We start from the raw sequence: 22,436 nt of genomic DNA, 5'->3' as shown, positions 1-22,436 counted from the left end.
GTAGGACTGCAATGTGGACTCAAAGACTATAGAAGAATGATTTGGGAAGATCAGCCAAAGAGAGTGATAGCCTCGTATTTAAAATAGTCTTTGTACCTAGCAGTATCCTGAGTACGGCGGGACACGTGAAATCCCGTCGGAATCTGGGAGGACCATCTCCCAACCCTAAATACTCCCTAGTGACCGATAGTGAACCAGTACCGTGAGGGAAAGGTGAAAAGCACCCCGGGAGGGGAGTGAAATAGAACCTGAAACCGTGTGCCTACAACAAGTTCGAGCCCGTTAATGGGTGAGAGCGTGCCTTTTGTAGAATGAACCGGCGAGTTACGATATGATGCGAGGTTAAGTTGAAGAGACGGAGCCGTAGGGAAACCGAGTCTGAATAGGGCGCTTTAGTATTATGTCGTAGACCCGAAACCATGTGACCTACCCATGAGCAGGTTGAAGGTGCGGTAAGACGCACTGGAGGACCGAACCAGGGCACGTTGAAAAGTGCTTGGATGACTTGTGGGTAGCGGAGAAATTCCAAACGAACTTGGAGATAGCTGGTTCTCTCCGAAATAGCTTTAGGGCTAGCGTCGACATTAGAGATTCTTGGAGGTAGAGCACTGTTTGGGTGAGGGGTCCATCCCGGATTACCAATCTCAGATAAACTCCGAATGCCAAAGAATTATGGTCGGCAGTCAGACTGCGAGTGCTAAGATCCGTAGTCGAAAGGGAAACAGCCCAGACCACCAGCTAAGGTCCCAAAATAATTGTTAAGTGGAAAAGGATGTGGGGTTGCACAGACAACTAGGATGTTAGCTTAGAAGCAGCTATTCATTCAAAGAGTGCGTAATAGCTCACTAGTCGAGTGACCCTGCGCCGAAAATGTACCGGGGCTAAAACAATTTACCGAAGCTGTGGATACCTTTATAGGTATGGTAGGAGAGCGTTCTATGTGTGAAGAAGGTGTACCGTGAGGAGTGCTGGAACGCATAGAAGTGAGAATGCCGGTATGAGTAGCGAAAGACAGGTGAGAATCCTGTCCACCGTAAGACTAAGGTTTCCAGGGGAAGGCTCGTCCGCCCTGGGTTAGTCGGGACCTAAGGAGAGACCGAAAGGTGTATCCGATGGACAACAGGTTGATATTCCTGTACTAGAGTATGTAGTGATGGAGGGACGCAGTAGGCTAACTAAAGCAGACGATTGGAAGTGTCTGTCTAAGCAGTGAGGTGTGAATTGAGTTAAATGCTTAGTTCTATAACATTGAGCTGTGATGGGGAGCGAAGTTTAGTAGCGAAGTTAGTGACGTCACACTGCCAAGAAAAGCTTCTAGCGTTTAAACATACTCTACCCGTACCGCAAACCGACACAGGTAGTCGAGGCGAGTAGCCTCAGGTGAGCGAGAGAACTCTCGTTAAGGAACTCGGCAAAATGACCCCGTAACTTCGGGAGAAGGGGTGCTGACTTAGGTCAGCCGCAGTGAATAGGCCCAAGCAACTGTTTATCAAAAACACAGCTCTCTGCTAAATCGTAAGATGATGTATAGGGGGTGACGCCTGCCCGGTGCTGGAAGGTTAAGAGGAGTGCTTAGCGTAAGCGAAGGTATGAATTGAAGCCCCAGTAAACGGCGGCCGTAACTATAACGGTCCTAAGGTAGCGAAATTCCTTGTCGGGTAAGTTCCGACCCGCACGAAAGGCGTAATGATTTGGGCACTGTCTCAACGAGAGACTCGGTGAAATTTTAGTACCTGTGAAGATGCAGGTTACCCGCGACAGGACGGAAAGACCCCATGGAGCTTTACTGCAGTTTGATATTGAGTGTCTGTACCACATGTACAGGATAGGTAGGAGTCTAAGAGATCGGGACGCCAGTTTCGAAGGAGACGCTGTTGGGATACTACCCTTGTGTTATGGCCACTCTAACCCAGATAGGTGATCCCTATCGGAGACAGTGTCTGACGGGCAGTTTGACTGGGGCGGTCGCCTCCTAAAAGGTAACGGAGGCGCCCAAAGGTTCCCTCAGAATGGTTGGAAATCATTCGCAGAGTGTAAAGGTATAAGGGAGCTTGACTGCGAGAGCTACAACTCGAGCAGGGACGAAAGTCGGGCTTAGTGATCCGGTGGTTCCGTATGGAAGGGCCATCGCTCAACGGATAAAAGCTACCCTGGGGATAACAGGCTTATCTCCCCCAAGAGTTCACATCGACGGGGAGGTTTGGCACCTCGATGTCGGCTCGTCGCATCCTGGGGCTGTAGTCGGTCCCAAGGGTTGGGCTGTTCGCCCATTAAAGCGGCACGCGAGCTGGGTTCAGAACGTCGTGAGACAGTTCGGTCCCTATCCGTCGCGGGCGTAGGAAATTTGAGAGGATCTGCTCCTAGTACGAGAGGACCAGAGTGGACTTACCGCTGGTGTACCAGTTGTCTTGCCAAAGGCATCGCTGGGTAGCTATGTAGGGAAGGGATAAACGCTGAAAGCATCTAAGTGTGAAACCCACCTCAAGATGAGATTTCCCATGATTTTATATCAGTAAGAGCCCTGAGAGATGATCAGGTAGATAGGTTAGAAGTGGAAGTGTGGCGACNTCGAGGACTTATCCAAAGTAACTGAGAATACGAAGTGTTAAGGTTTTCTTGAAATTTGAAAGATATTCAATTTTGAGTAGGTATTACTCAAAGTTAAGTGACGATAGCCTAGGAGATACACCTGTACCCATGCCGAACACAGAAGTTAAGCCCTAGAACGCCGGAAGTAGTTGGGGGTTGCCCCCTGTGAGATAAGGAAGTCGCTTAGCTTTAATCCGCCATAGCTCAGTTGGTAGTAGCGCATGACTGTTAATCATGATGTCGTAGGTTCGAGTCCTACTGGCGGAGTATGTAGACGTTCCGAGGAACGTTTTTTTTTATCTTTCAGGGGTCATCTTGATCCTTTTTAATTTTGCTCTTTATTAATATTTAGTATCTTTTATAAGTTTGTTAGATTTGAGTTTTTTTTTAAGTAATTTTTATTCCTTTTAATAGGTCTAAAAAGATTTTCTAGGCATTCTATTTCTTTTATCAGCGATAGCTGATAAATAATGTTCAGATATATTAGTAAAATCCATTTAGTTCGGTTGTCCATTTTGTCTTAATAAGCCATTAGAATGTTCATTAAGCCCCCGTTGACCAGGGCAGTCTGGACTCGCAAAGAAAATATCAATGTCATGCGCATTGGAAATAGATTTCCAATTAGAAAATTCTTTCCAACAATCAAAAGTTATAGACTTAAAAAGGTAGCTAGGGACTTGAGACAATCATTGATTAATAGAAGCCTCAATATCACTTGCTTTCCGTCCATTGGTTTTCAGTACGATGATGGTTTTGAACAGCGTTCTACTAAGGTAATAACTGCACTTTTGTGTTTTTCTCCCACAATTGTATCCCTTTTTAGATAACCGAATTCCGTCTTAAAATCGGGATAACTGTTTGCTCTCTAACGTAAATCTCTACGAAACGCTTGTTTTCCTTGTTTTTCGCTATGATCATTTGCTTTTCTGGAGGTCCTCTTTCTTAAAAATACCACGGTCTGCTAGTCGATAGAGAGTTCTCATAGAACAAGAAATCCTATCTAGATGAGCTCTGTTAATGATATCAAGGCTCCAGCTTCTAAATGAGTTTGAATAAAGTTTTTTTCTGCTTGCGAAAGACTTGTTTTATTCCTGCCACAGCGATTCTTATTGAATTTATATCGCTTATAGTAATCATAAGCAGAGTGCCCCTCTTTCAGATAGTTGATGACATTGTTGATTGTCTGTTTTGATCTTCCTAGTGAGTTCGCAATATCTAAAACTTTTATGTTTTCTTGAAAGTAAGCCTTTATCATTACGAGTTCGTTTGTGGTAAGATGTATATAGGTTATTTATGTTAGTTCCTATCAGACAAATGTGGTAGTTTATCTGAGCCTAACAAAAATGGCTTTTTCTGTCTAGTTTAATTTTACAAATTAGAATTATAAAGTATACTAGCATAATTCCTACAGTATTTTTTTCATTACAGAAATTTTAGATCTTTTTTTGAAATGTAGGATTGTCCACCTGATTTGTTAATTTTTTTATCTGTTATTTATTTGAATATTCATTATAGTACATGATAGAAGTATCTTCCCTGGTTCTTCTATTTTTTTGTTATACTCATTTTATCAATAGAAATGGAGTCAAATAAAATGATTGAACAGATTTATGAACAATATCTTGATTTTTATGATGTTATTGAAAAGGAATATAGTTATTTAGTAGATAATGATTTAGAATGGGAAGTTTTTCATCTTCGATTTTTACTCTATTATTTAGTTCGGTACAAGTTTGATATTATGCATCCTTTATTTTCTTATCACTATAGAGCTTGCTACCGTTTGTACATTGAACAGTTATTGATTTCAAATGATTGTGTTGGGATATAATTTATAAATTCCATATTTCCGAACGATTTCATAGTTTTTTCTTTTCAAAATATAAATTTACAATATTTTTTTAATATTAATTTTCTAGTTTTCTCTAGTTCCCTAATGTTTCTGGTCTTTGGTCTTGAAAAAATTGAGAATCTTTATTATAATAAATTGTAAGATATAATTGTAGGTGAGATTCCTGCCATGTATGTGAGAAAGGAAGAGCCTAAGGGCTCAGACAAGATTATGACTTCAGTTGTTGTTGTAGGCACCCAGTGGGGTGATGAAGGTAAAGGGAAGATTACAGACTTCCTTTCAGCTAATGCAGAAGTGATTGCGCGTTACCAAGGTGGTGATAATGCTGGTCACACAATTGTGATTGATGGAAAGAAATTTAAGTTGCACTTGATTCCTTCTGGAATTTTCTTCCCTGAAAAAATTTCTGTCATTGGGAATGGGATGGTTGTAAATCCTAAGTCACTTGTGAAAGAGTTGAGCTATCTTCATGATGAAGGTGTTACAACAGATAATCTACGTATTTCTGATCGTGCGCATGTTATTTTGCCGTACCACATCGAGTTAGACCGTCTGCAAGAAGAAGCTAAGGGTGAAAATAAGATTGGTACTACTATCAAGGGTATCGGACCAGCTTATATGGATAAGGCTGCTCGTGTTGGAATCCGTATTGCGGATCTTTTAGATAAAGATATTTTCCGTGAGCGTTTAGAACGTAACCTTGCTGAGAAGAATCGTTTGTTTGAAAAATTGTACGATAGTAACCCTATTTCAATTGATGATATTTTTGAAGAATATTATGAGTATGGTCAACAAATTAAGCAATATGTCACAGATACTTCGGTTATTTTAAATGATGCGCTTGATAATGGCAAACGTGTCCTATTTGAAGGTGCCCAAGGTGTCATGCTAGATATTGATCAAGGTACTTATCCATTTGTTACGTCATCAAACCCTGTTGCTGGTGGTGTGACAATCGGTTCAGGTGTTGGTCCAAGTAAGATTGACAAGGTTGTAGGTGTATGTAAGGCCTATACAAGTCGTGTAGGAGATGGGCCTTTCCCAACTGAATTGTTTGATGAAGTGGGAGAACGCATTCGTGAAGTAGGTCATGAGTATGGTACTACAACAGGTCGTCCACGTCGTGTAGGTTGGTTTGACTCAGTTGTGATGCGTCACAGTCGCCGTGTATCTGGTATTACCAATCTTTCTTTGAACTCTATCGATGTTTTGAGTGGTTTAGATACTGTGAAAATCTGTGTAGCTTATGATCTTGATGGTCAACGCATTGACTACTATCCAGCTAGTCTTGAACAATTGAAACGTTGTAAACCTATTTATGAAGAATTACCTGGTTGGTCAGAAGATATAACTGGAGTACGTACTTTGGAAGATCTTCCTGAAAATGCACGTAACTATGTTCGTCGTGTTAGCGAATTGGTTGGAGTTCGTATCTCTACTTTCTCAGTGGGCCCTGGTCGTGAACAAACAAATATTTTAGAAAGTGTTTGGTCATAAGAGATTTTTTAAGATTTGTTTAAGATAGTTCAGCTATACTATAGACAGTTACAAGAAGACCTCCTAACTTGTTGTAACAAATATCCTAAACTTTTCTTTTTCATAATAATCTCCCTATAAAGTCACCGCATTCGGTGGCTTTTTTTTCAGTTGAAGAAAAAAACAGTGGGCATTAAGTCTCTAGATTAAGTCTTGATTTGGTAGCCCCAAATCTACGAGTTTTCAACATTTTGGTAAATTAGTTAAGGTTGTGAATGGAGAAAAGAAGTTTTGGTAAAAGAAGCTTTTTGAATTCTCAAATACCAACAAATCGTTCAATTTGCCATCACATCAAAGGCGCATAACTAAGAAAAAATGAGGTTGGGATTTCTGATCCCAGCCTCTTCAGTGAACTATTTTCTTGAGAATTTGTAAGTTAGATAAACTTGAATTTTTTCTGAATCAGCTTACTTGATTATCTGATTTATCACTTTGAAATTGCTTCATTTCGTGCATAAAAGCATCTGCTTTTAGTTTGTCTGTGATGATACTGACACTGACTAGCTTATTTAGTTTTTTTTCATGTCCTTCTAAAAAAATAGGATTTCTAATTTTTATGCTTAACTTTACGCAATTAAAAGAACGCTTTTTAATGGTTATTTGTTCGATATCTTGAAGTCCAAATTGATAATGTAATAGGCTGTGGCCTCTACTGCTATAGGTATAATACTGAACAATATTGTTTTTATAAATTTCTAATTGTACTCCATTATGAAGAGATAATACCCCATAAACCATATAAGGAGGGGAGCATAAATCAGCGCTACCGCTATAACAATCTTGTCTGCAAAATCAGTATTGTAAGTCATCAGACGCTTCAGAATCCAGAGAATCATAACAGATATAGATATCATGGATGGTCCCCCTACTCTATTAAATGTATCTTTATATGGAAACATCAAGGTAAGTTTTGGTTCATCCTGTAAAAATTCTAATTTCATTATTTACCCTTTCATCTTGTTTATTATTTAAATTTCAGGATAATCATCTCTTGGAGACTTATAGTTAAAAATCTTCCGACAGATCTGGACATTCTGTATCAGTTGTCTCCATTACTCTCAGTTCATGATTTCTAGTGTTTCTCTAAATTTTGCTACTATTATACTCTTTTTATAACATTATTTCTACAAACCAGAGATTGAATACTATCTAAAGTTGGTTTCTGCAAATATTATAGAGCTCTTTTTTTGTCTAGGAAAACATGCTATAATGATAGAATTGATAGGCGAGAAAAGAGAGATGTTATGGATTATACAGTTGAAGAAAAAGAAGCATTTATGAGAGAGGCCTTAAAGGAGGCGGAGATTGCTTTAGAGCATGATGAAATTCCAATTGGTTGTGTAATTGTAAAGGATGGAGAAATCATTGGTCGGGGGCACAATGCACGTGAGGAGTTGCAACGTGCAGTCATGCATGCGGAAATTATGGCCATCGAGAATGCGAATCTGAGGGAAGAGAGCTGGCGTTTGTTGGATTGCACACTTTTTGTTACTATAGAGCCCTGCGTTATGTGTAGTGGGGCGATTGGGCTTGCTCGTATCCCTAAGGTAGTTTATGGGGCTAAAAATCAGAAATTTGGCGCCGCTGGGAGTCTGTATGATATCTTGACAGATGAGCGCCTCAATCATCGTGTAGAGGTTGAAACAGGGATTTTAGAGAGTGAATGTGCAGGCATTATGCAGGAATTTTTCAGAAATCGACGGAAAAAATAATTTCTCTTTTAAAATCTTTGGAAATGTGGTATAATGACTAATGGAGCAACAGTTCTGCGTGAAGCGGGTCAGGGGAGGAATCCAGCAGCCCTAAGCGATGTGAATTGTGTGCTCTTTTTTTGTACTTTAAAGAAAATAGTTTAAGTATGGCGAAATAGGAATGAGTTTGTTAATAAGAGGGAAAATAAGGGACATTTGAAATATCTTTAAATTTTTTTGTATGATTTTATTGTTTGCTTTTTGATAGGACACTTTTCTTTATTTTATATAGAAGATTTTTCGTGCTTTTTTCGAATAAATAAGATAAAATAGCCTAGAATAAATGATAATAGAAAAGAGAAGATTATGAAAATTCGTGGTTTTGAACTAGTTTCTAGTTTTACAGATGAAAATTTGCTACCAAAGCGTGAGACAGCGCATGCGGCTGGTTATGATTTAAAGGTTGCGGAGCGTACAGTCATTGCTCCAGGAGAAATTGTCCTCGTCCCAACTGGAGTCAAGGCCTATATGCAGCCGACAGAGGTTCTCTACCTCTATGATCGTTCTTCAAACCCTCGTAAAAAGGGCTTGGTTTTGATTAACTCTGTGGGTGTCATTGATGGAGATTATTATGGTAACCCAGGAAATGAAGGGCATATCTTTGCACAGATGAAGAACATTACTGATCAAGAAGTGATTCTTGAAGTTGGGGAACGCGTGGTTCAGGCTGTCTTTGCTCCATTTTTGATTGCGGATGGCGATGCGGCAGATGGTGTTCGGACTGGTGGATTTGGATCAACTGGGCACTAAGATGAAGATTATCTTTGTACGTCACGGGGAGCCAGATTATAGTATGCTTGATAAACTTGAAAATCCGCAACTCTATAGTGGTTTTGGTCGTGATTTAGCACCATTGACAGGAAAAGGTCGCAGTCTGGCAAAAGAAGTTGCTAAAACTGCATGTTTTGGAAAGGCAGAGATTATTATTTCATCGTCTGTGACGAGGGCTTTAGAAACAGCACATTATATAGCGGTTGAAACAGGATTGGATTTATTTGTGGAGCCGTTTTTTCATGAGTGGCGTCCAGACTTAGATGGTACTAACTCTGATTTAACTAGTGTATTGGTAGCTCATGAATATTATCTAAAACATCAAGGAGGTTTATCTGAAGATTCTCCTTATCGCTATGAAACTGGTCTAGAGATGCGTCATCGTTTTTTAAGTGCTTTGGAAAAATATAAAAATTATAAAACTATTATCATTGTAACTCACGGAATGCTGATGCGCCAGTTTGTACCAAATGAGAAGATTGATTTTTGCCAAGTGATTGAATGTGAGATAGAGATTTAGAAAGAGGTTTATCATCGCAAAGAAAAAGGCGACATTTGTGTGTCAAAATTGTGAATATAATTCCCCTAAATATCTGGGGCGTTGTCCTAACTGTGGATCTTGGTCTTCTTTTGTGGAGGAAGTTGAGGTTGCAGAGGTCAAAAATGCGCGTGTGTCCTTGACGGGGGAGAAAAGACAGAAAGAAGAAATTTGCGACCGGCTTGCTGCTTGTATCTTCTCGTATCTTTGAGAAGCGTCGGGCTTCTTGCTTTACTAATCCAGATTTAGAGGAAAACGGTGCTAAAAGCATAGAGTTTATAGGGGTAGATGGCAATGGCTGTGTTAAGGCTTCCGTTTTGGCAGCTACCAAGGAGAATTAATAGTTTTATGGGGATCTTAATATGAAAATTATTTTTATCCGTCACGGGGAGCCAAATTACCGTGAGTTAGAGGAGCGTTCCTATACTGGATTCGGGATAGATTTGGCACCCTTATCTGAGAAAGGAAGACAACAAGCTCAGGAACTTTGCAAAAATCCTTTGTTTGGCTCAGCTGATATCTTGGTGTCTTCTGCAGTGACGCGAGCTTTAGAAACGGCTTTTTATGTATCCTGTGCTACTGGCCTTCCTTTGAGAGTGGCGCCATTGTTGCATGAATGGCAGGTCTATGAATCGGGTATCGATAGATTTGAAGAGGCTAGGCACCTGTTTCTAGAAAATAATGGGGAGTTACTTTCCAATAGTCCTATTCAATATGAGACAGCTGAGGAAATGAGGTCTCGGTTTCTAGAATCTATGGGCAAGTATCGAGACTATCAGACAGTCGTTGTTGTCACTCATCGAATGCTGATACGGCAGTTTGTGAAAAATGAGAAGATTGATTTTTGCCAAGTGATTGAGTGTGAGTTGGAGATATAGAAAGAGGTTTATCATCGCAAAGAAAAAAGCGACATTTGTGTGTCAAAATTGTGAGTACAATTCACCTAAGTATCTAGGACGTTGCCCCAATTGTGGAGCTTGGTCCTCCTTTGTAGAAGAGGTTGAGGTTGCCGAGGTCAAAAATGCGCGTGTGTCCTTGACAGGGGAGAAAACCAAGCCTATGAAACTGGCTGAAGTGACCTCCATCAATGTCAATCGAACAAAGACCGAAATGGAGGAGTTCAACCGTGTACTCGGTGGGGGTGTGGTACCAGGGAGTCTCGTCCTCATTGGTGGAGATCCAGGTATTGGAAAATCAACCCTTCTCTTACAAGTCTCAACCCAGCTGTCTCAAGTAGGGACAGTTCTCTATGTCAGTGGGGAGGAGTCTGCTCAGCAAATCAAACTCCGTGCAGAGCGTTTAGGTGATATTGATAGCGAGTTTTATCTCTATGCAGAGACCAATATGCAGAGCATGCGGGCAGAAATAGAGAGAATTCAGCCAGATTTTCTCATCATCGACTCTATCCAGACCATCATGTCTCCTGAGATTTCTGGAGTTCAAGGTTCTGTGTCTCAGGTGCGTGAGGTGACTGCAGAACTCATGCAGCTGGCCAAAACCAATAACATTGCCATCTTTATTGTAGGGCATGTGACCAAGGAAGGAACCTTGGCGGGTCCTCGTATGTTGGAGCATATGGTGGATACGGTTCTTTACTTTGAGGGGGAACGCCACCATACCTTCCGGATTCTAAGAGCGGTCAAGAACCGTTTTGGTTCGACAAATGAGATTGGGATTTTTGAGATGCAGTCGGGCGGATTGGTTGAGGTACTCAATCCGAGTCAAGTTTTCCTAGAAGAACGTTTAGATGGAGCAACTGGTTCGTCTATCGTGGTGACTATGGAAGGGACGCGTCCGATTTTAGCAGAGGTACAGGCCTTGGTGACACCGACTATGTTTGGAAATGCCAAGAGGACTACAACAGGCCTTGATTTCAATCGTGCAAGTCTGATTATGGCTGTTTTGGAGAAACGGGCAGGTTTGCTTCTCCAAAATCAGGATGCTTATCTCAAATCTGCTGGTGGTGTCAAATTGGATGAGCCTGCTATTGACCTGGCAGTTGCGGTTGCTATTGCATCGAGCTACAAGGACAAGCCAACCAATCCTCAGGAATGTTTTGTGGGAGAATTGGGTCTAACAGGAGAAATCCGACGGGTCAATCGTATCGAGCAACGGATAAATGAAGCTGCTAAACTTGGATTTACAAAGATCTATGTACCGAAAAATTCCTTGACGGGTATCAAGCCACCTAAGGAAATTCAGGTGATTGGAGTGACGACTATTCAGGAAGTCTTGAAAAAAGTATTCTCTTAATAGTTATGGTCAGTTTTAGATGACTCATTATTTTATTGCTAACATTTATTAAAACAAGGAGGAATTTCTGATGAAATTTTCTATGGATAGTCAAATGCAGTTCCCTTTGGTAGAGTTGTCACTCAATCAAGGAGAAACAGTCTTTATCCAGCGCGGTAGCATGGTCTACCATACACCCAATGTAAGTCTCAATACCCAGCTCAATGCTAGCGGTTCTGGTTTGGGACGATTTGTCAAAGCCGTAGGGCGTTCGATGGTCTCTGGAGAAAGTACCTTCATTACTCAAGCTGTTGCAGAGTCTGACAATGCCAACCTTGCTCTAGCACCAGATACTCCTGGTCAAGTGATTGCTCTTGAGCTAGGCGAAAAGCAGTACCGATTGAATGATGGGGCCTTTCTAGCTCTTGATGGTACGGCCTTCTATACAATGGAACGTCAATCTATTGGAAAAGCTCTGTTCGGAGGGCAAGGTGGTTTTTTTGTGATGACTACCCAAGGTCAGGGAACTCTTTTGGCCAATGCTTTTGGTTCTATTAAGAAAATTGAGCTGCAAAACCAAGAAATAACGATCGACAATGCCCATGTGGTAGCTTGGAGTCAATCTTTAGACTATAATATCCACTTAGAAAATGGCTTCTGGCAGTCTATCGGTACAGGTGAAGGAGTGGTGAACACCTTCCGAGGTACCGGTGAGGTCTATGTACAAAGTCTAAATCTTCAGAGCTTTGCAGGCTCCCTTGACAAATATATTCAAAAAGGTTCATAACTATAAAGACTAGGACAGAAACTCAAGCTAGATGCTGGATGTCTCTGTCCCAGTTTTTTTTTACATGAAGGTTGACAGCTGACAAATACTCTTAAAAATGATAAGATAGGAGAAATATTTGATTATCAAATTTTTAAGGGGGAAATCGTGTCGTATTTTGAACAGTTTATGCAAGCCAACCAGGCTTATGTTGCCTTGCATGGGCAGTTAAATCTGCCAATCAAGCCGAAAACAAGAGTAGCCATTGTGACTTGTATGGACTCACGTCTGCACGTTGCACAAGCTTTGGGGTTAGCACTTGGAGATGCTCACATTTTACGGAATGCGGGCGGTCGAGTGACAGACGATATGATTCGCTCACTCGTGATTTCTCAGCAACAAATGGGAACAAGAGAGATTGTGGTTCTTCATCATACAGACTGTGGTGCTCAGACATTTCAAAACGAAGAGTTTCAAGAACATTTAAAAACTGAATTAGGGGTTGATGTCTCGGGTCAAGATTTTCTCCCTTTTCAAGATGTTGAGGAGAGCGTGAGAGAAGATATGCAGTTACTTCGAGAATGCCTATTGATTCCAGATGATGTGGTTATTTCAGGGGCTGTTTATGATGTAGATACAGGCAGTATGAGAGAGGTATACTAACTTTTCCTTTGTGAGTTCCTATCTTCCTATGAGATAGAATGTCTAAGTTGTCACATTTCAGCTTGAATATAAGGAATATAAATGAGCACAAGACAAGGGGATAAATGTCCATTCTTGTCTTATTTTTTATTGAAAAATCAAGAAAAAAGCGCTACAATGGTAGTTGGAAAAATGTTGTGAAAAAACACAAGTGATACATAAATACTGGAGGAAATCATGTCTTTTTCTGATTTAAAGCTGTTTGCCCTTTCTTCAAATAGAGAATTGGCAGAGCGTGTGGCGCAAGAGATTGGAATAGAGTTGGGAAAATCGACCGTACGTCAATTTTCAGATGGAGAAATTCAAGTTAATATCGAAGAATCAATCCGTGGAAAACACGTCTTTATCTTACAATCAACTAGCTCACCTGTAAATGACAATCTGCTAGAAATTTTGATTATGGTAGATGCTTTGAAACGTGCCAGTGCAGAATCTGTCAACGTTGTTATGCCTTACTATGGCTATGCACGTCAGGATAGAAAGGCGAGAGCGCGTGAGCCAATCACTTCAAAACTTGTGGCAAATATGCTAGAAGTGGCTGGAGTGGATCGTTTGTTGACGATTGACTTGCATGCTGCACAGATTCAGGGATTTTTTGATATTCCTGTCGATCACTTGATGGGTGCTCCTTTGATTGCAGACTACTTTGAGCGTCGTGGCATGGTTGGTTCTGACTATGTGGTTGTCAGTCCGGACCATGGTGGGGTGACTCGTGCTCGTAAATTGGCAGAGTTTTTGAAAACTCCGATTGCCATTATTGATAAACGTCGTAGCGTGGACAAGATGAATACTAGTGAAGTGATGAACATCATTGGTAAGGTAGAAGGCAAGACTTGTATCTTGATTGACGATATGATCGATACAGCTGGAACTATTTGCCATGCGGCGGATGCTCTTGCAGAAGCTGGTGCTGTCGAAGTTTACGCAAGTTGTACGCACCCAGTTCTTTCAGGGCCTGCTATGGATAATATCCAAAAATCAGCTATTAAAAAATTAGTTGTTTTGGATACTATCTACCTACCAGAAGAGCGTTTAATTGATAAGATTGAGCAAATCTCTATTGCTCATCTCTTAGCAGATGCTATCATCCGTATCCATGAAAAACGTCCTCTATCTCCATTATTTAGTATTGAGAAAAAAATCTAACGAATTCGTTGGATCAGACAAAACTCCTAACAAAGTGATAGACCTTGTTGGGAGTTTTCTTAATTAGATCAGAAAAATGTGAAAATTTCACTAATTGTTCGTTTTTTAGTCCATTTTTTTCCTTAATCTTTCGAGAATATTGCTTGTTTTTTAAGAATATAATAAATTTTACTCGTTTTTTACCAGAAATTTTAAAAAAAGTTTAAGAAATATCTTGACAACTCTAATATATGTGATATAATTTGAGGTAATAAGGATTATCCTTATAATTAAAATTAAACTTAAAGAGGAGATAAAACAATGAAAAAAGTTTTATTGGCATCAGTAGCAGCTCTTGCAGTATTCTCAGCAGCAGCTCCAGTTTTTGCACAAGGAGAAAACCCAGCTTCTTCTAACCAATTGATCCAAAAGAAATATGTTTCTGAACGTGATATTGCAGATCAAGCTTATGCATACGTAGAAGCTCACCCAGAAGATATCGCAGCAGCTGTTGAAAAAGAACCTTCAGTGATTGCAGCTCGTGCAGAACTTGCTAAAGCTCAAGCAATCGTTGGTCACACTCATGAAAAAGCTGTAGCAACTGCTAAAGCTAACCTTGATGAAGTTTTGGCTGACGCAACAAATTCACAACGTAACCGTGCAATCCAATACTTGCAAGAAACATACCGTAACGCAGCTAAAGCTCAAGGTAACTACTGGAACGACCCAACTGGTGTTGAAGATAACAAACCTAACCCAACTCGTATCGCTGAAGACCAAGCTAACCAAACAGGTACAGCTGCATCAGCAGACCAAGCAGCAGCTGATCAAGCTGCAACTAAACCAGAAGATGGTAAACCAGGTGCAGCAGACCAAGCTAAAAAAGCAGACGCTGCAGCTAAAAAAGCTGGAGCAAAAGAAGCTAAAAAAGCTCTTCCAAAAACACACGCTGCTAAATAATTTTATTTAAAAAGTAGCCAATCACTGAAACTTGGTTTCAGTGATTTTTTTGGTAAAAAAAGAGGGAGGAAAAGATGAGTAGACGTTCTACGACAAAGAAATCACCAATTACTAAAATAATTGCTTCAATCGTTGCAGTAGCTATCGTTGCTTTGGGAGGCTTCTTTATCTATAAAAGCTTCCTAGCTCCAAGTGGAGATAAGCAAAATGATGCAAAGGTTACTCAGGAAGCTCCAAAACAAGCCTATACTGCTAGCGCAGAAGAAAAGGAATACCTCGCAAATAAATTTAAAGGCTTGCTTGCAACAAACTCTGAGACGGTTGGTTACGTATATATTCCTGGTACCCAGTTAGATGAACCAGTTGTTCAAACAACGGATAATGCGACTTATTTAGATAAGCGCTTTGATGGCGTTAATGAGCCTTTAATGGGGGCAGTCTTTATGGACGCCGATAACAAGAAGGATTTTAGCGATCGATTGACTTGGTTATTTGGTCACGCTCGTGGTAGTAAAGTGGCTGACCACCGTATGTTTAAAGATGTGAATTACTTCAGTCGCCAAGAATATTTTGATGCACATCCTTATGTAGTCATTGAAACTCCAGAGAGAAAGTATTATTATGAAGCTGTTGCTATGATTATTGTTCCAGAAGAAACAGCTTTTTACCGTACTTCTTTTGATGATGATGCGGATTTTGAGAAACAGCTAAATATTATTTATGATACTGCAGAGGTTAAGAAACCAAATGTTAAGGTATCAGCTAAGGATAAATATCTTGTTCTTTCTACTTGTCGTGAAGAAGATGATACGATTCGTGCCAATCTCTACCTTCGACAAATTCCTGACTCAGAGATGAGTGACTTTGTCAAACAACATGGAGAAAGCCTTCAGTATAAACCAACAAGAGAATAATCTTTAAATAAAATTTTTATGAATCCTCCTCAAATTGAATGAAATTGTTTAATTTTGGGAGGATTTTTTGATTTTATAGTAAATTTCTGCAAACCCTTTCAAAATATGCTATACTGATGAAAAAGGAGGGTTTTTATGACTCAAGAATTTATCAATCCAAGTGATGGCGTAATCCGTCAGTATCTAGAAACCAGTAAGACTCTAGCAGTAGTGGGCTTGTCTGACCGTGAGGAAACAACTAGCAATCGAGTGACAAAGGAAATGCAGGCTCGTGGCTATAAAATCATACCAGTAAACCCTAAGGCTGCAGGTGGGGAAATCTTGGGAGAAAAGGCTTATGCCAGTCTAGCTGATATTCCTTTCCCTGTAGATATCGTTAATGTCTATCGTCGTAGTGAGTTTCTACCAGATGTGGCACGAGATTTTCTCAAGGCTGATGCTAAGATTTTCTGGGCGCAACTAGGACTTGAAAGTCTAGAAGCAGAAGAAATCTTGCGTGCTGGAGGTTGCGATGATATCGTGATGAACCGTTGTATTAAGAGAGAACATACACGCTTAATTCTTGAACAATAAAAAAAAGGTAGCTTGCGGGCTACCTTTTGTGTTATACTCAATGAAAATCAAAGAGCAAACTAGGAAACTAGCCGCAGGCTGTACTTGAGTACGGCAAGGCGCCGTTGACGTGGTTTGAATTTGATTTTCGAAGAGTATTAGAAAATACCGATAAGGGTCTGCATCCCGAGACTAGTCAGGATGATGGCAATCCAGCAGAGGGCACCAAGAAGAATGGATTTACCGCTGGACTTAATCATAGCGATGAGGTTGGTTTTGAGGCCGATAGCGCTCATGGCCATGATGATGAAGAATTTAGACAGTTGTTTGAGAGGTGCAAAGAAGTTGCTGCTGACACCGAAGGAAGTAAGGACGGTGGTTAGCAGAGAAGCTAGGATGAAGTAGAGAATGAAAACAGGGAAGATTTTTTTAAGTTTTACCCCTTGGTTGTTTCCTTGTTGACGACTTTGCCAGTAAGAGAGGAAGAGAGTGATAGGGATAATAGCTAGGGTACGGGTCAATTTGACAATGGTGGCAGCTTCGAGAGTATTGGACTGGTAAAGACTATCCCAGGCGCTGGCAGTGGCTGTTACAGAGGAAGTATCATTGACCGCAGTTCCTGCAAAGAGAGCAAAGCCTTCGTTGGAAAGATGGAGCCAGGTTCCTAGAGTTGGGAAGATAAGAGCTGCCAAGACATTGAAGAAAAAGATAACAGAAATGGCTTGTGCGACTTCTTTTTCCTTGGCATGGATGACAGGAGCAGTCGCTGCAATGGCAGAACCGCCACAGATAGAGGAACCAACACCGATCAAGGTAGCTAGCTTTGTATCTAGGTCAAAAAAGCGCTGGAAAAGATAGGCAACAATCAAGGCTATAGAAATGGTGGATAGAATGACAGGGAGCGAAGATTTTCCTACTGCAAAAACTTGAGAGATATTGAGTCCAAACCCAAGCAAGATAACAGCATACTGAAGCAGTTTTTTGGAGCTATAAGTCAAGCCGGCTTCCAGTTGTGTATAGGAAGTGAGAAATGGGTGGAGAATCATGCCAATAAAGATGGCAAAGACAGGTGCCCCGACAACAGGCAAGAAGCTCCCTAAGGTCCAAGAGATGATGGAAATGATAAGACAGACTAAAAGTCCTGCCCCATTTTTTGATAGAAATGACATAAAAACCTCCGAAATAAGCACTTCTTATTATAGTCTTGTCTCGAAGAAAAGTAAAGAGAAAGTAAAGTTTAATAATTATTTGACAAGTTTCTCAAATTTATGTGATAATAGCTGTACAAGAACTGTAACGAAGTCTTGGCAAAAACAGAAATACCAGAGCTCCACCTCTGGTATTTCTGTTTATCTAGTCATATTAAAACTAAACTCAGGTTATATTTTTTTGTCGCGCTTGTCTAGCCACTTTCTGACTATCCACTCAGAAATGACATTACGATCTAGTAATCAATAATGGTGCTAGAATAGTTGTAACGAAGATTAGCAAAACCGTATTTTACAAAGGTATACTCTGTAATATTTAAATCCTTATTAAATCAACGTTTCTAAAGAAAAAGTAGCTGTAAAATATTATATATACAGCGTATTGTTAAACCAAGACGGTACCATAAATTAAGGTTTCGGAGTTTATAAAATAAAGAAAGATGTCTCAATCAGTTGAGCTTTTTTTATTACCATTTTGTAGCAAAGTGACATAGTCGCTTTTTATGTGGAATAGGTGAGATAAAAAAACAGTGTTTCGTTTTTGGTCGATGAAGTAGAGTAAGACATACTGACCGATAATTTTTCCTCGTGTAGGGTACTTACTATTAATCTTTACACCAATTTTTTCATCGGCGTCAAAACCAGCCTCAGGAAAGACTTCTAAACTTTTTAAGCCATCTAAAATTTTACCCACAGTATTTTTAGCAGACTGAGGTGATAAAAGAACAGTAGTGATGTAATCATGAATACTGTCAATAGCTTGGCTCACTTCATCAGAAATAATAACTTTATAAGCCATAGCGTGCCCTCATACTATCTAGGGAAGTCCCTTTTCCTGCTTCATATTCTCTTAAGGCTCGTTCGGATTGAGCTTGTAATTCCTCAATCAACTGTTCACGGTGTAAATCTTCTGCAGTCTTGATTGGCAAGTCCTGTTCGAGGACAATCTGCTCTATAAAAAGAGTGATAGCATCCGTCATGGTCATTCCTTTTTCCTTGATAATGGCTCTAGCTTGTTCCATTGCTAACTCATTGATTTTAAAATTGTATTGCTTAACAAGTGATGTAGTCATGGTATATCTCCGTTCTATATCGTGTATATCCAGTATATATTTTTTGAACTTTTTTTGCAAGAAAAAAACTCTTGAATATACTCCAAGAGTGAAACGAATAGGACCAGTGGTGGAGCGGGTTCTTTACAACCTAAAGCTGAAGGTAGTGCCGAACCTGAACCTGAATCATCAGCAACATTTGAGCAAACTGTTACTAGTCACTCGACATCATCTTATCCTTAGTTATAAGTTTAGGATAGATAAGAGAGAATATCAACAATAATTCTTATTACAACCATCTGTCCTGTACCTGTGTTTGATTTTCTTGTTTTTGAATAAATTGTCTGACTGTATCTTTCAAATGTTTCTGCAATTCAAGAATCTGACTAAATTCATTTAGACTAGCCTGATTATCTTCGTTTACTTTTTTTGTGATCTGATTTATATTGACCCCTATCCGATTTATTTCCTTACGTAACTTCTCAATACTCGTCGAAAATCTCCTAATACGTTGTTATCTTCGGCTTACCTAACTTTAGTTATGCTTTCACCTCGATTCCTAGTTTCATGAGATTTTCATTGAGTATTTTAAAAACATAGTGTTGTAATGAATTTAAATGAACATACATCAGTTGCTTATACTAGTGTGATTTTGCGGTCAGAGAGCTTTTGTAGTATAATAGACATATGTTCTTTAAGCAAGGAGGGTATCTATGGACTTAACCAAGCGATTTAATAAACAATTAGATAAGATTCAAGTTTCCTTGATTCGTCAGTTTGACCAGGCTATTTCAGAGATTCCTGGGGTTCTACGTCTGACATTGGGAGAGCCTGACTTTACAACTCCAGACCATGTCAAGGAGGCGGCTAAGCGCGCCATTGACCAAAATCAATCCTACTATACAGGGATGAGTGGTTTGATGACCTTACGCCAGGCAGCTAGTGATTTTGTAAGAGAAAAATACCAGCTAGACTATAATCCTGAAAATGAAATTTTGGTCACAATTGGTGCGACAGAGGCTCTATCAGCTACTTTGACAGCTATTTTAGAAGAGGGAGACAAGGTTCTCTTGCCAGCTCCTGCCTATCCTGGTTATGAACCAATTGTTAATCTAGTTGGCGCAGAGATTGTTGAGATTGATACGACTGAAAATGGTTTTGTCTTGACTCCTGAAATGCTGGAGAAGGCAATTCTGGAGCAGGGTGACAAGCTCAAGGCTGTTATTCTTAACTATCCAGCCAACCCTACTGGAATTACTTATAGTCGCGAACAGTTGGAAGCCTTGGCAGACGTTTTACGTAAGTATGAGGTTTTCGTTGTCTGTGATGAGGTCTACTCAGAATTAACTTATACAGGGGAAAATCATGTATCTTTGGGGACTATGCTGAGAGATCAGGCCATTATCATTAACGGTCTATCCAAATCACATGCTATGACAGGTTGGCGTTTAGGCTTTATCTTCGCACCAGCAAACTTCACAGCCCAACTCATCAAGAGTCACCAGTATTTGGTAACTGCTGCAAATACTATGGCTCAACATGCTGCAGTAGAAGCCTTGACAGCTGGTAAGAACGATGCAGAACCGATGAAGAAAGAGTATATCCAACGTCGGGACTACATTATCGAGAAAATGACTAATCTTGGTTTTGAGATTATCAAACCTGACGGTGCCTTTTATATCTTTGCTAAGATTCCAGCAGGCTACAATCAAGATTCGTTTGCTTTTCTGAAGGATTTTGCCCACAAGAAGGCTGTAGCCTTTATCCCTGGTGCAGCTTTTGGTCAATATGGAGAAGGTTATGTGCGCTTGTCTTATGCAGCTAGCATGGAAACCATAAGAGAAGCTATGAAACGTCTTGAGGAGTACATGAGAGAAGCATGATTCAGTCTATTACGAGTCAGGGGTTGGTGCTCTACAATCGTAATTTTCGTGAGGATGACAAGCTAGTCAAGATTTTTACAGAGCAGGTCGGCAAGCGGATGTTTTTTGTCAAACATGCCGGTCAGTCCAAACTGGCTCCAGTTATTCAACCTTTGGTGCTGGCTCGTTTTCTTTTGCGAATCAATGATGATGGACTTAGTTATATTGAAGACTATCATGAGGTGATGACCTTTCCAAAAATCAATAGTGATCTCTTTGTCATGGCCTATGCGACCTATGTGGCAGCTTTGGCTGATGCGAGTTTGCAGGACAATCACCAAGACGCTCCCTTATTTGCTTTTTTACAAAAGACTTTAGAGTTGATGGAAGAGGGGCTAGATTATCAAGTTTTGACCAATATTTTTGAAATTCAGATCTTGACCCGTTTTGGAATTAGTCTTAATTTTAATGAGTGTGTTTTTTGCCATCGGGTGGGTCAGGCCTTTGATTTTTCTTTCAAATATGGTGCTTGCATATGTCCTGATCATTACCATGAGGACGAGAAACGTTGTCATCTGAATCCAAACATTCCCTATCTGCTCAATCAATTTCAAGCTATCAACTTTGAGACTTTAGAGACTATTTCGCTCAAGTCTGAAATCAAGCAAGAATTGCGTCAGTTCATGGATCAAATTTATGAAGAATACGTAGGAATTCACCTAAAATCAAAGAAATTTATTGATTCCCTAGCTGATTGGGGACAATTACTAAAAGAGGAAGACAAATGAAAAAAATCGCAGTAGATGCAATGGGTGGCGATTACGCACCTCAAGCCATCGTTGAGGGTGTCAATCAAGCTCTTGCTGACTTTTCAGATATTGAAATTCAACTTTACGGAGACGAAAGCAAAATCAAGCAATATCTAACAGCTACAGAACGCGTCAGCATTATCCATACAGATGAAAAAATTGATTCGGATGATGAACCGACAAAAGCCATTCGTAAGAAGAAAAATGCCAGTATGGTATTGGCTGCTAAGGCTGTCAAAGATGGTGAGGCTGATGCCGTGCTATCAGCAGGGAATACAGGTGCTTTGCTTGCGGCAGGATTTTTCATCGTGGGTCGTATCAAGAACATCGATCGACCTGGGCTCATGTCAACCTTACCAACAGTTGATGGGAAAGGTTTTGACATGCTAGACCTCGGTGCCAATGCAGAAAACACAGCCCATCACCTACATCAATACGCCATCCTAGGTTCTTTCTATGCCAAAAATGTTCGTGGAATTGCAAAACCACGAGTTGGTTTGCTTAATAATGGGACAGAGAGTAGCAAGGGGGATCCACTTCGCAAGGAAACTTATGATTTGCTAGCAGCTGATGAGAGTTTGAACTTTGTCGGTAATGTGGAAGCGCGTGATTTGATGGAGGGTGTTGCAGATGTTGTCGTGGCAGACGGTTTCACGGGAAACGCTGTGCTAAAATCCATCGAAGGAACAGCCATGGGAATCATGGGCTTGCTTAAAAATGCTATCACAGGTGGCGGTTTGCGAGCTAAATTAGGCGCTCTTCTTCTTAAGGATAGCCTTAAAGGCTTGAAAAAGCAACTCAACTATTCAGATGTTGGGGGTGCGGTCTTGTTTGGTGTTAAGGCGCCGGTTGTTAAGACTCATGGCTCAAGTGATGCCAAGGCTGTGTATAGTACGATTCGTCAGATTCGTACCATGCTAGAAACAGACGTAGTTGCTCAAACTGCGCGTGAATTTTCAGGAGAATAATATATATGACAGATAAAGAAATATTTGACCGTGTCGTGACCATTATCCAAGAACGTCAAGGGGAAGACTTTGTAGTCACAGAGGCCTTGAGCTTGAAGGATGATTTGGATGCTGATTCGGTAGATTTGATGGAATTCGTACTAACCATTGAGGATGAATTCGGAATCGAAATCAGTGATGAAGAAATTGACCACCTCCAAAGTGTGGCAGATGTATTGAAAGCCATTAAAGATAAAATCTAACATAAAG

Annotated in this window: 21 protein-coding genes, 1 tRNA gene, 2 rRNA genes, 1 other RNA gene and 4 pseudogenes (1 of these 29 only partly in view); 23 read left to right on the top strand and 6 right to left on the bottom strand. The window is 40.3% G+C overall.

Annotated features, from left to right (window positions below; translation table 11 throughout):
• The 3 genes from AB2B50_RS04960 to AB2B50_RS04950 all read left to right on the top strand — a co-directional run.
• Nucleotides 1–2,607 (top strand): 23S ribosomal RNA (locus AB2B50_RS04960); it begins 292 nt to the left of the window's first position.
• Between the two features lie 54 nt (nt 2,608–2,661).
• A 5S ribosomal RNA gene (gene rrf, locus AB2B50_RS04955) occupies nt 2,662–2,777 on the top strand.
• 5 nt (nt 2,778–2,782) lie between these two features.
• A tRNA-Asn gene (locus AB2B50_RS04950) sits at nt 2,783–2,856 on the top strand.
• Between the two features lie 149 nt (nt 2,857–3,005).
• On the opposite strand, the pseudogene AB2B50_RS09765 reads toward AB2B50_RS04950, so the two are convergent.
• Nucleotides 3,006–3,880 (bottom strand): annotated as a pseudogene (locus tag AB2B50_RS09765) (IS30 family transposase).
• Between the two features lie 303 nt (nt 3,881–4,183).
• On the opposite strand from AB2B50_RS09765, the gene comW reads away from it, so the two are divergent.
• Nucleotides 4,184–4,420, top strand: a complete 237-nt coding sequence (comW, locus tag AB2B50_RS04940; RefSeq protein ID WP_320692685.1) for a sigma(X)-activator ComW — start codon at nt 4,184–4,186, stop codon at nt 4,418–4,420.
• A gap of 231 nt (nt 4,421–4,651) precedes the next feature.
• The gene (locus tag AB2B50_RS04935) at nt 4,652–5,938 is read left to right on the top strand and encodes an adenylosuccinate synthase (RefSeq protein WP_070458011.1); all 1,287 of its coding nucleotides are present in this window, start codon (nt 4,652–4,654) and stop codon (nt 5,936–5,938) included.
• A gap of 441 nt (nt 5,939–6,379) precedes the next feature.
• Here AB2B50_RS04935 and AB2B50_RS04930 read toward each other — a convergent pair.
• Nucleotides 6,380–6,918, bottom strand: a pseudogene (locus AB2B50_RS04930) (hypothetical protein).
• A gap of 303 nt (nt 6,919–7,221) precedes the next feature.
• Between AB2B50_RS04930 and tadA the strand changes: the two are divergent.
• From tadA to AB2B50_RS04860, 14 genes and pseudogenes are all read left to right on the top strand, one after another.
• Entirely contained in the window at nt 7,222–7,689 is a 468-nt protein-coding gene (tadA, locus tag AB2B50_RS04925) for a tRNA adenosine(34) deaminase TadA (protein WP_049503837.1), read from the top strand.
• Between the two features lie 32 nt (nt 7,690–7,721).
• An RNA gene (ffs, locus tag AB2B50_RS04920) (signal recognition particle sRNA small type) lies at nt 7,722–7,819 on the top strand.
• Nucleotides 7,820–8,034: 215 nt separating this feature from the next.
• A complete protein-coding gene (locus tag AB2B50_RS04915) occupies nt 8,035–8,478 on the top strand; it encodes a dUTP diphosphatase (protein ID WP_049549421.1) in 444 nt (147 codons plus the stop codon).
• A 1-nt stretch (nt 8,479) separates the two neighbouring features.
• Nucleotides 8,480–9,019, top strand: a complete 540-nt coding sequence (locus AB2B50_RS04910) for a histidine phosphatase family protein (RefSeq protein ID WP_045762486.1) — start codon at nt 8,480–8,482, stop codon at nt 9,017–9,019.
• A gap of 10 nt (nt 9,020–9,029) precedes the next feature.
• Nucleotides 9,030–9,191: pseudogene (locus AB2B50_RS04905) on the top strand (DNA repair protein RadA); the annotation flags it as partial.
• Nucleotides 9,187–9,375 (top strand): annotated as a pseudogene (locus AB2B50_RS04900) (cysteine hydrolase); the annotation flags it as partial. The pseudogenes AB2B50_RS04905 and AB2B50_RS04900, both read left to right, overlap by 5 nt.
• 24 nt (nt 9,376–9,399) lie before the next feature.
• Complete coding sequence (locus AB2B50_RS04895; protein ID WP_320692682.1) at nt 9,400–9,915, top strand: histidine phosphatase family protein; 516 nt, start codon at nt 9,400–9,402, stop codon at nt 9,913–9,915.
• Nucleotides 9,899–11,290, top strand: a complete 1,392-nt coding sequence (gene radA / locus AB2B50_RS04890; protein ID WP_320692681.1) for a DNA repair protein RadA — start codon at nt 9,899–9,901, stop codon at nt 11,288–11,290. Before AB2B50_RS04895 ends, radA begins: the two co-directional genes overlap by 17 nt.
• Nucleotides 11,291–11,360: 70 nt before the next feature.
• Nucleotides 11,361–12,056, top strand: a complete 696-nt coding sequence (locus tag AB2B50_RS04885) for a TIGR00266 family protein (protein WP_320692680.1) — start codon at nt 11,361–11,363, stop codon at nt 12,054–12,056.
• A 147-nt stretch (nt 12,057–12,203) separates the two neighbouring features.
• Nucleotides 12,204–12,698, top strand: coding sequence for a beta-class carbonic anhydrase (locus AB2B50_RS04880; protein WP_320692679.1), 495 nt, complete (start codon nt 12,204–12,206; stop codon nt 12,696–12,698).
• Between the two features lie 216 nt (nt 12,699–12,914).
• Entirely contained in the window at nt 12,915–13,883 is a 969-nt protein-coding gene (locus AB2B50_RS04875) for a ribose-phosphate diphosphokinase (RefSeq protein WP_000010179.1), read from the top strand.
• Between the two features lie 300 nt (nt 13,884–14,183).
• Entirely contained in the window at nt 14,184–14,822 is a 639-nt protein-coding gene (gene abpA / locus AB2B50_RS04870; RefSeq protein ID WP_049526772.1) for an amylase-binding adhesin AbpA, read from the top strand.
• Nucleotides 14,823–14,896: 74 nt separating this feature from the next.
• A complete protein-coding gene (gene srtB / locus AB2B50_RS04865) occupies nt 14,897–15,736 on the top strand; it encodes a class B sortase, LPKTxAVK-specific (protein WP_049509171.1) in 840 nt (279 codons plus the stop codon).
• Nucleotides 15,737–15,871: 135 nt separating this feature from the next.
• On the top strand, nt 15,872–16,309 hold the full coding sequence (locus AB2B50_RS04860) for a CoA-binding protein (RefSeq protein ID WP_049503826.1): 438 nt from the start codon (nt 15,872–15,874) through the stop codon (nt 16,307–16,309).
• Between the two features lie 137 nt (nt 16,310–16,446).
• On the opposite strand, the gene AB2B50_RS04855 is transcribed toward AB2B50_RS04860, so the two are convergent.
• From AB2B50_RS04855 to AB2B50_RS04840, 4 genes are all read right to left on the bottom strand, one after another.
• Nucleotides 16,447–17,457, bottom strand: a complete 1,011-nt coding sequence (locus tag AB2B50_RS04855) for a YeiH family protein (protein WP_049509315.1) — start codon at nt 17,455–17,457, stop codon at nt 16,447–16,449.
• Nucleotides 17,458–17,941: 484 nt separating this feature from the next.
• Complete coding sequence (locus AB2B50_RS04850) at nt 17,942–18,295, bottom strand: type II toxin-antitoxin system RelE/ParE family toxin (protein ID WP_049504560.1); 354 nt, start codon at nt 18,293–18,295, stop codon at nt 17,942–17,944.
• Nucleotides 18,285–18,569 (bottom strand): type II toxin-antitoxin system RelB/ParD family antitoxin, encoded by a 285-nt coding sequence (gene relB / locus AB2B50_RS04845; RefSeq protein WP_000213598.1) that lies wholly within the window; start codon nt 18,567–18,569, stop codon nt 18,285–18,287. The genes AB2B50_RS04850 and relB overlap by 11 nt, the downstream gene beginning before the upstream one ends.
• A gap of 268 nt (nt 18,570–18,837) precedes the next feature.
• On the bottom strand, nt 18,838–19,005 hold the full coding sequence (locus AB2B50_RS04840) for a hypothetical protein (RefSeq protein WP_398578192.1): 168 nt from the start codon (nt 19,003–19,005) through the stop codon (nt 18,838–18,840).
• A gap of 256 nt (nt 19,006–19,261) precedes the next feature.
• Here AB2B50_RS04840 and AB2B50_RS04835 point away from each other — a divergent pair, with 256 nt between their 5' ends.
• From AB2B50_RS04835 to AB2B50_RS04820, 4 genes are read left to right on the top strand one after another with little or no spacing between them, the layout of a single operon-like run.
• Nucleotides 19,262–20,431, top strand: coding sequence for a pyridoxal phosphate-dependent aminotransferase (locus AB2B50_RS04835; protein ID WP_320692678.1), 1,170 nt, complete (start codon nt 19,262–19,264; stop codon nt 20,429–20,431).
• Nucleotides 20,428–21,198: a DNA repair protein RecO gene (gene recO / locus AB2B50_RS04830; RefSeq protein WP_320692677.1), complete on the top strand. Its 771-nt coding sequence runs from the start codon at nt 20,428–20,430 to the stop codon at nt 21,196–21,198. Before AB2B50_RS04835 ends, recO begins: the two co-directional genes overlap by 4 nt.
• Nucleotides 21,195–22,187, top strand: coding sequence for a phosphate acyltransferase PlsX (gene plsX, locus AB2B50_RS04825; RefSeq protein ID WP_320692676.1), 993 nt, complete (start codon nt 21,195–21,197; stop codon nt 22,185–22,187). Before recO ends, plsX begins: the two co-directional genes overlap by 4 nt.
• Nucleotides 22,188–22,192: 5 nt before the next feature.
• Nucleotides 22,193–22,429, top strand: a complete 237-nt coding sequence (locus tag AB2B50_RS04820) for an acyl carrier protein (RefSeq protein WP_000130002.1) — start codon at nt 22,193–22,195, stop codon at nt 22,427–22,429.
• Nucleotides 22,430–22,436 lie beyond the last annotated feature (7 nt).

It is taken from the genome of Streptococcus fermentans, assembly GCF_040888305.1.
Lineage (GTDB): Bacteria > Bacillota > Bacilli > Lactobacillales > Streptococcaceae > Streptococcus > Streptococcus fermentans.
Note: the sequence above shows the minus strand (reverse complement) of the source record. Positions and strands in the feature narration are given on the sequence as shown.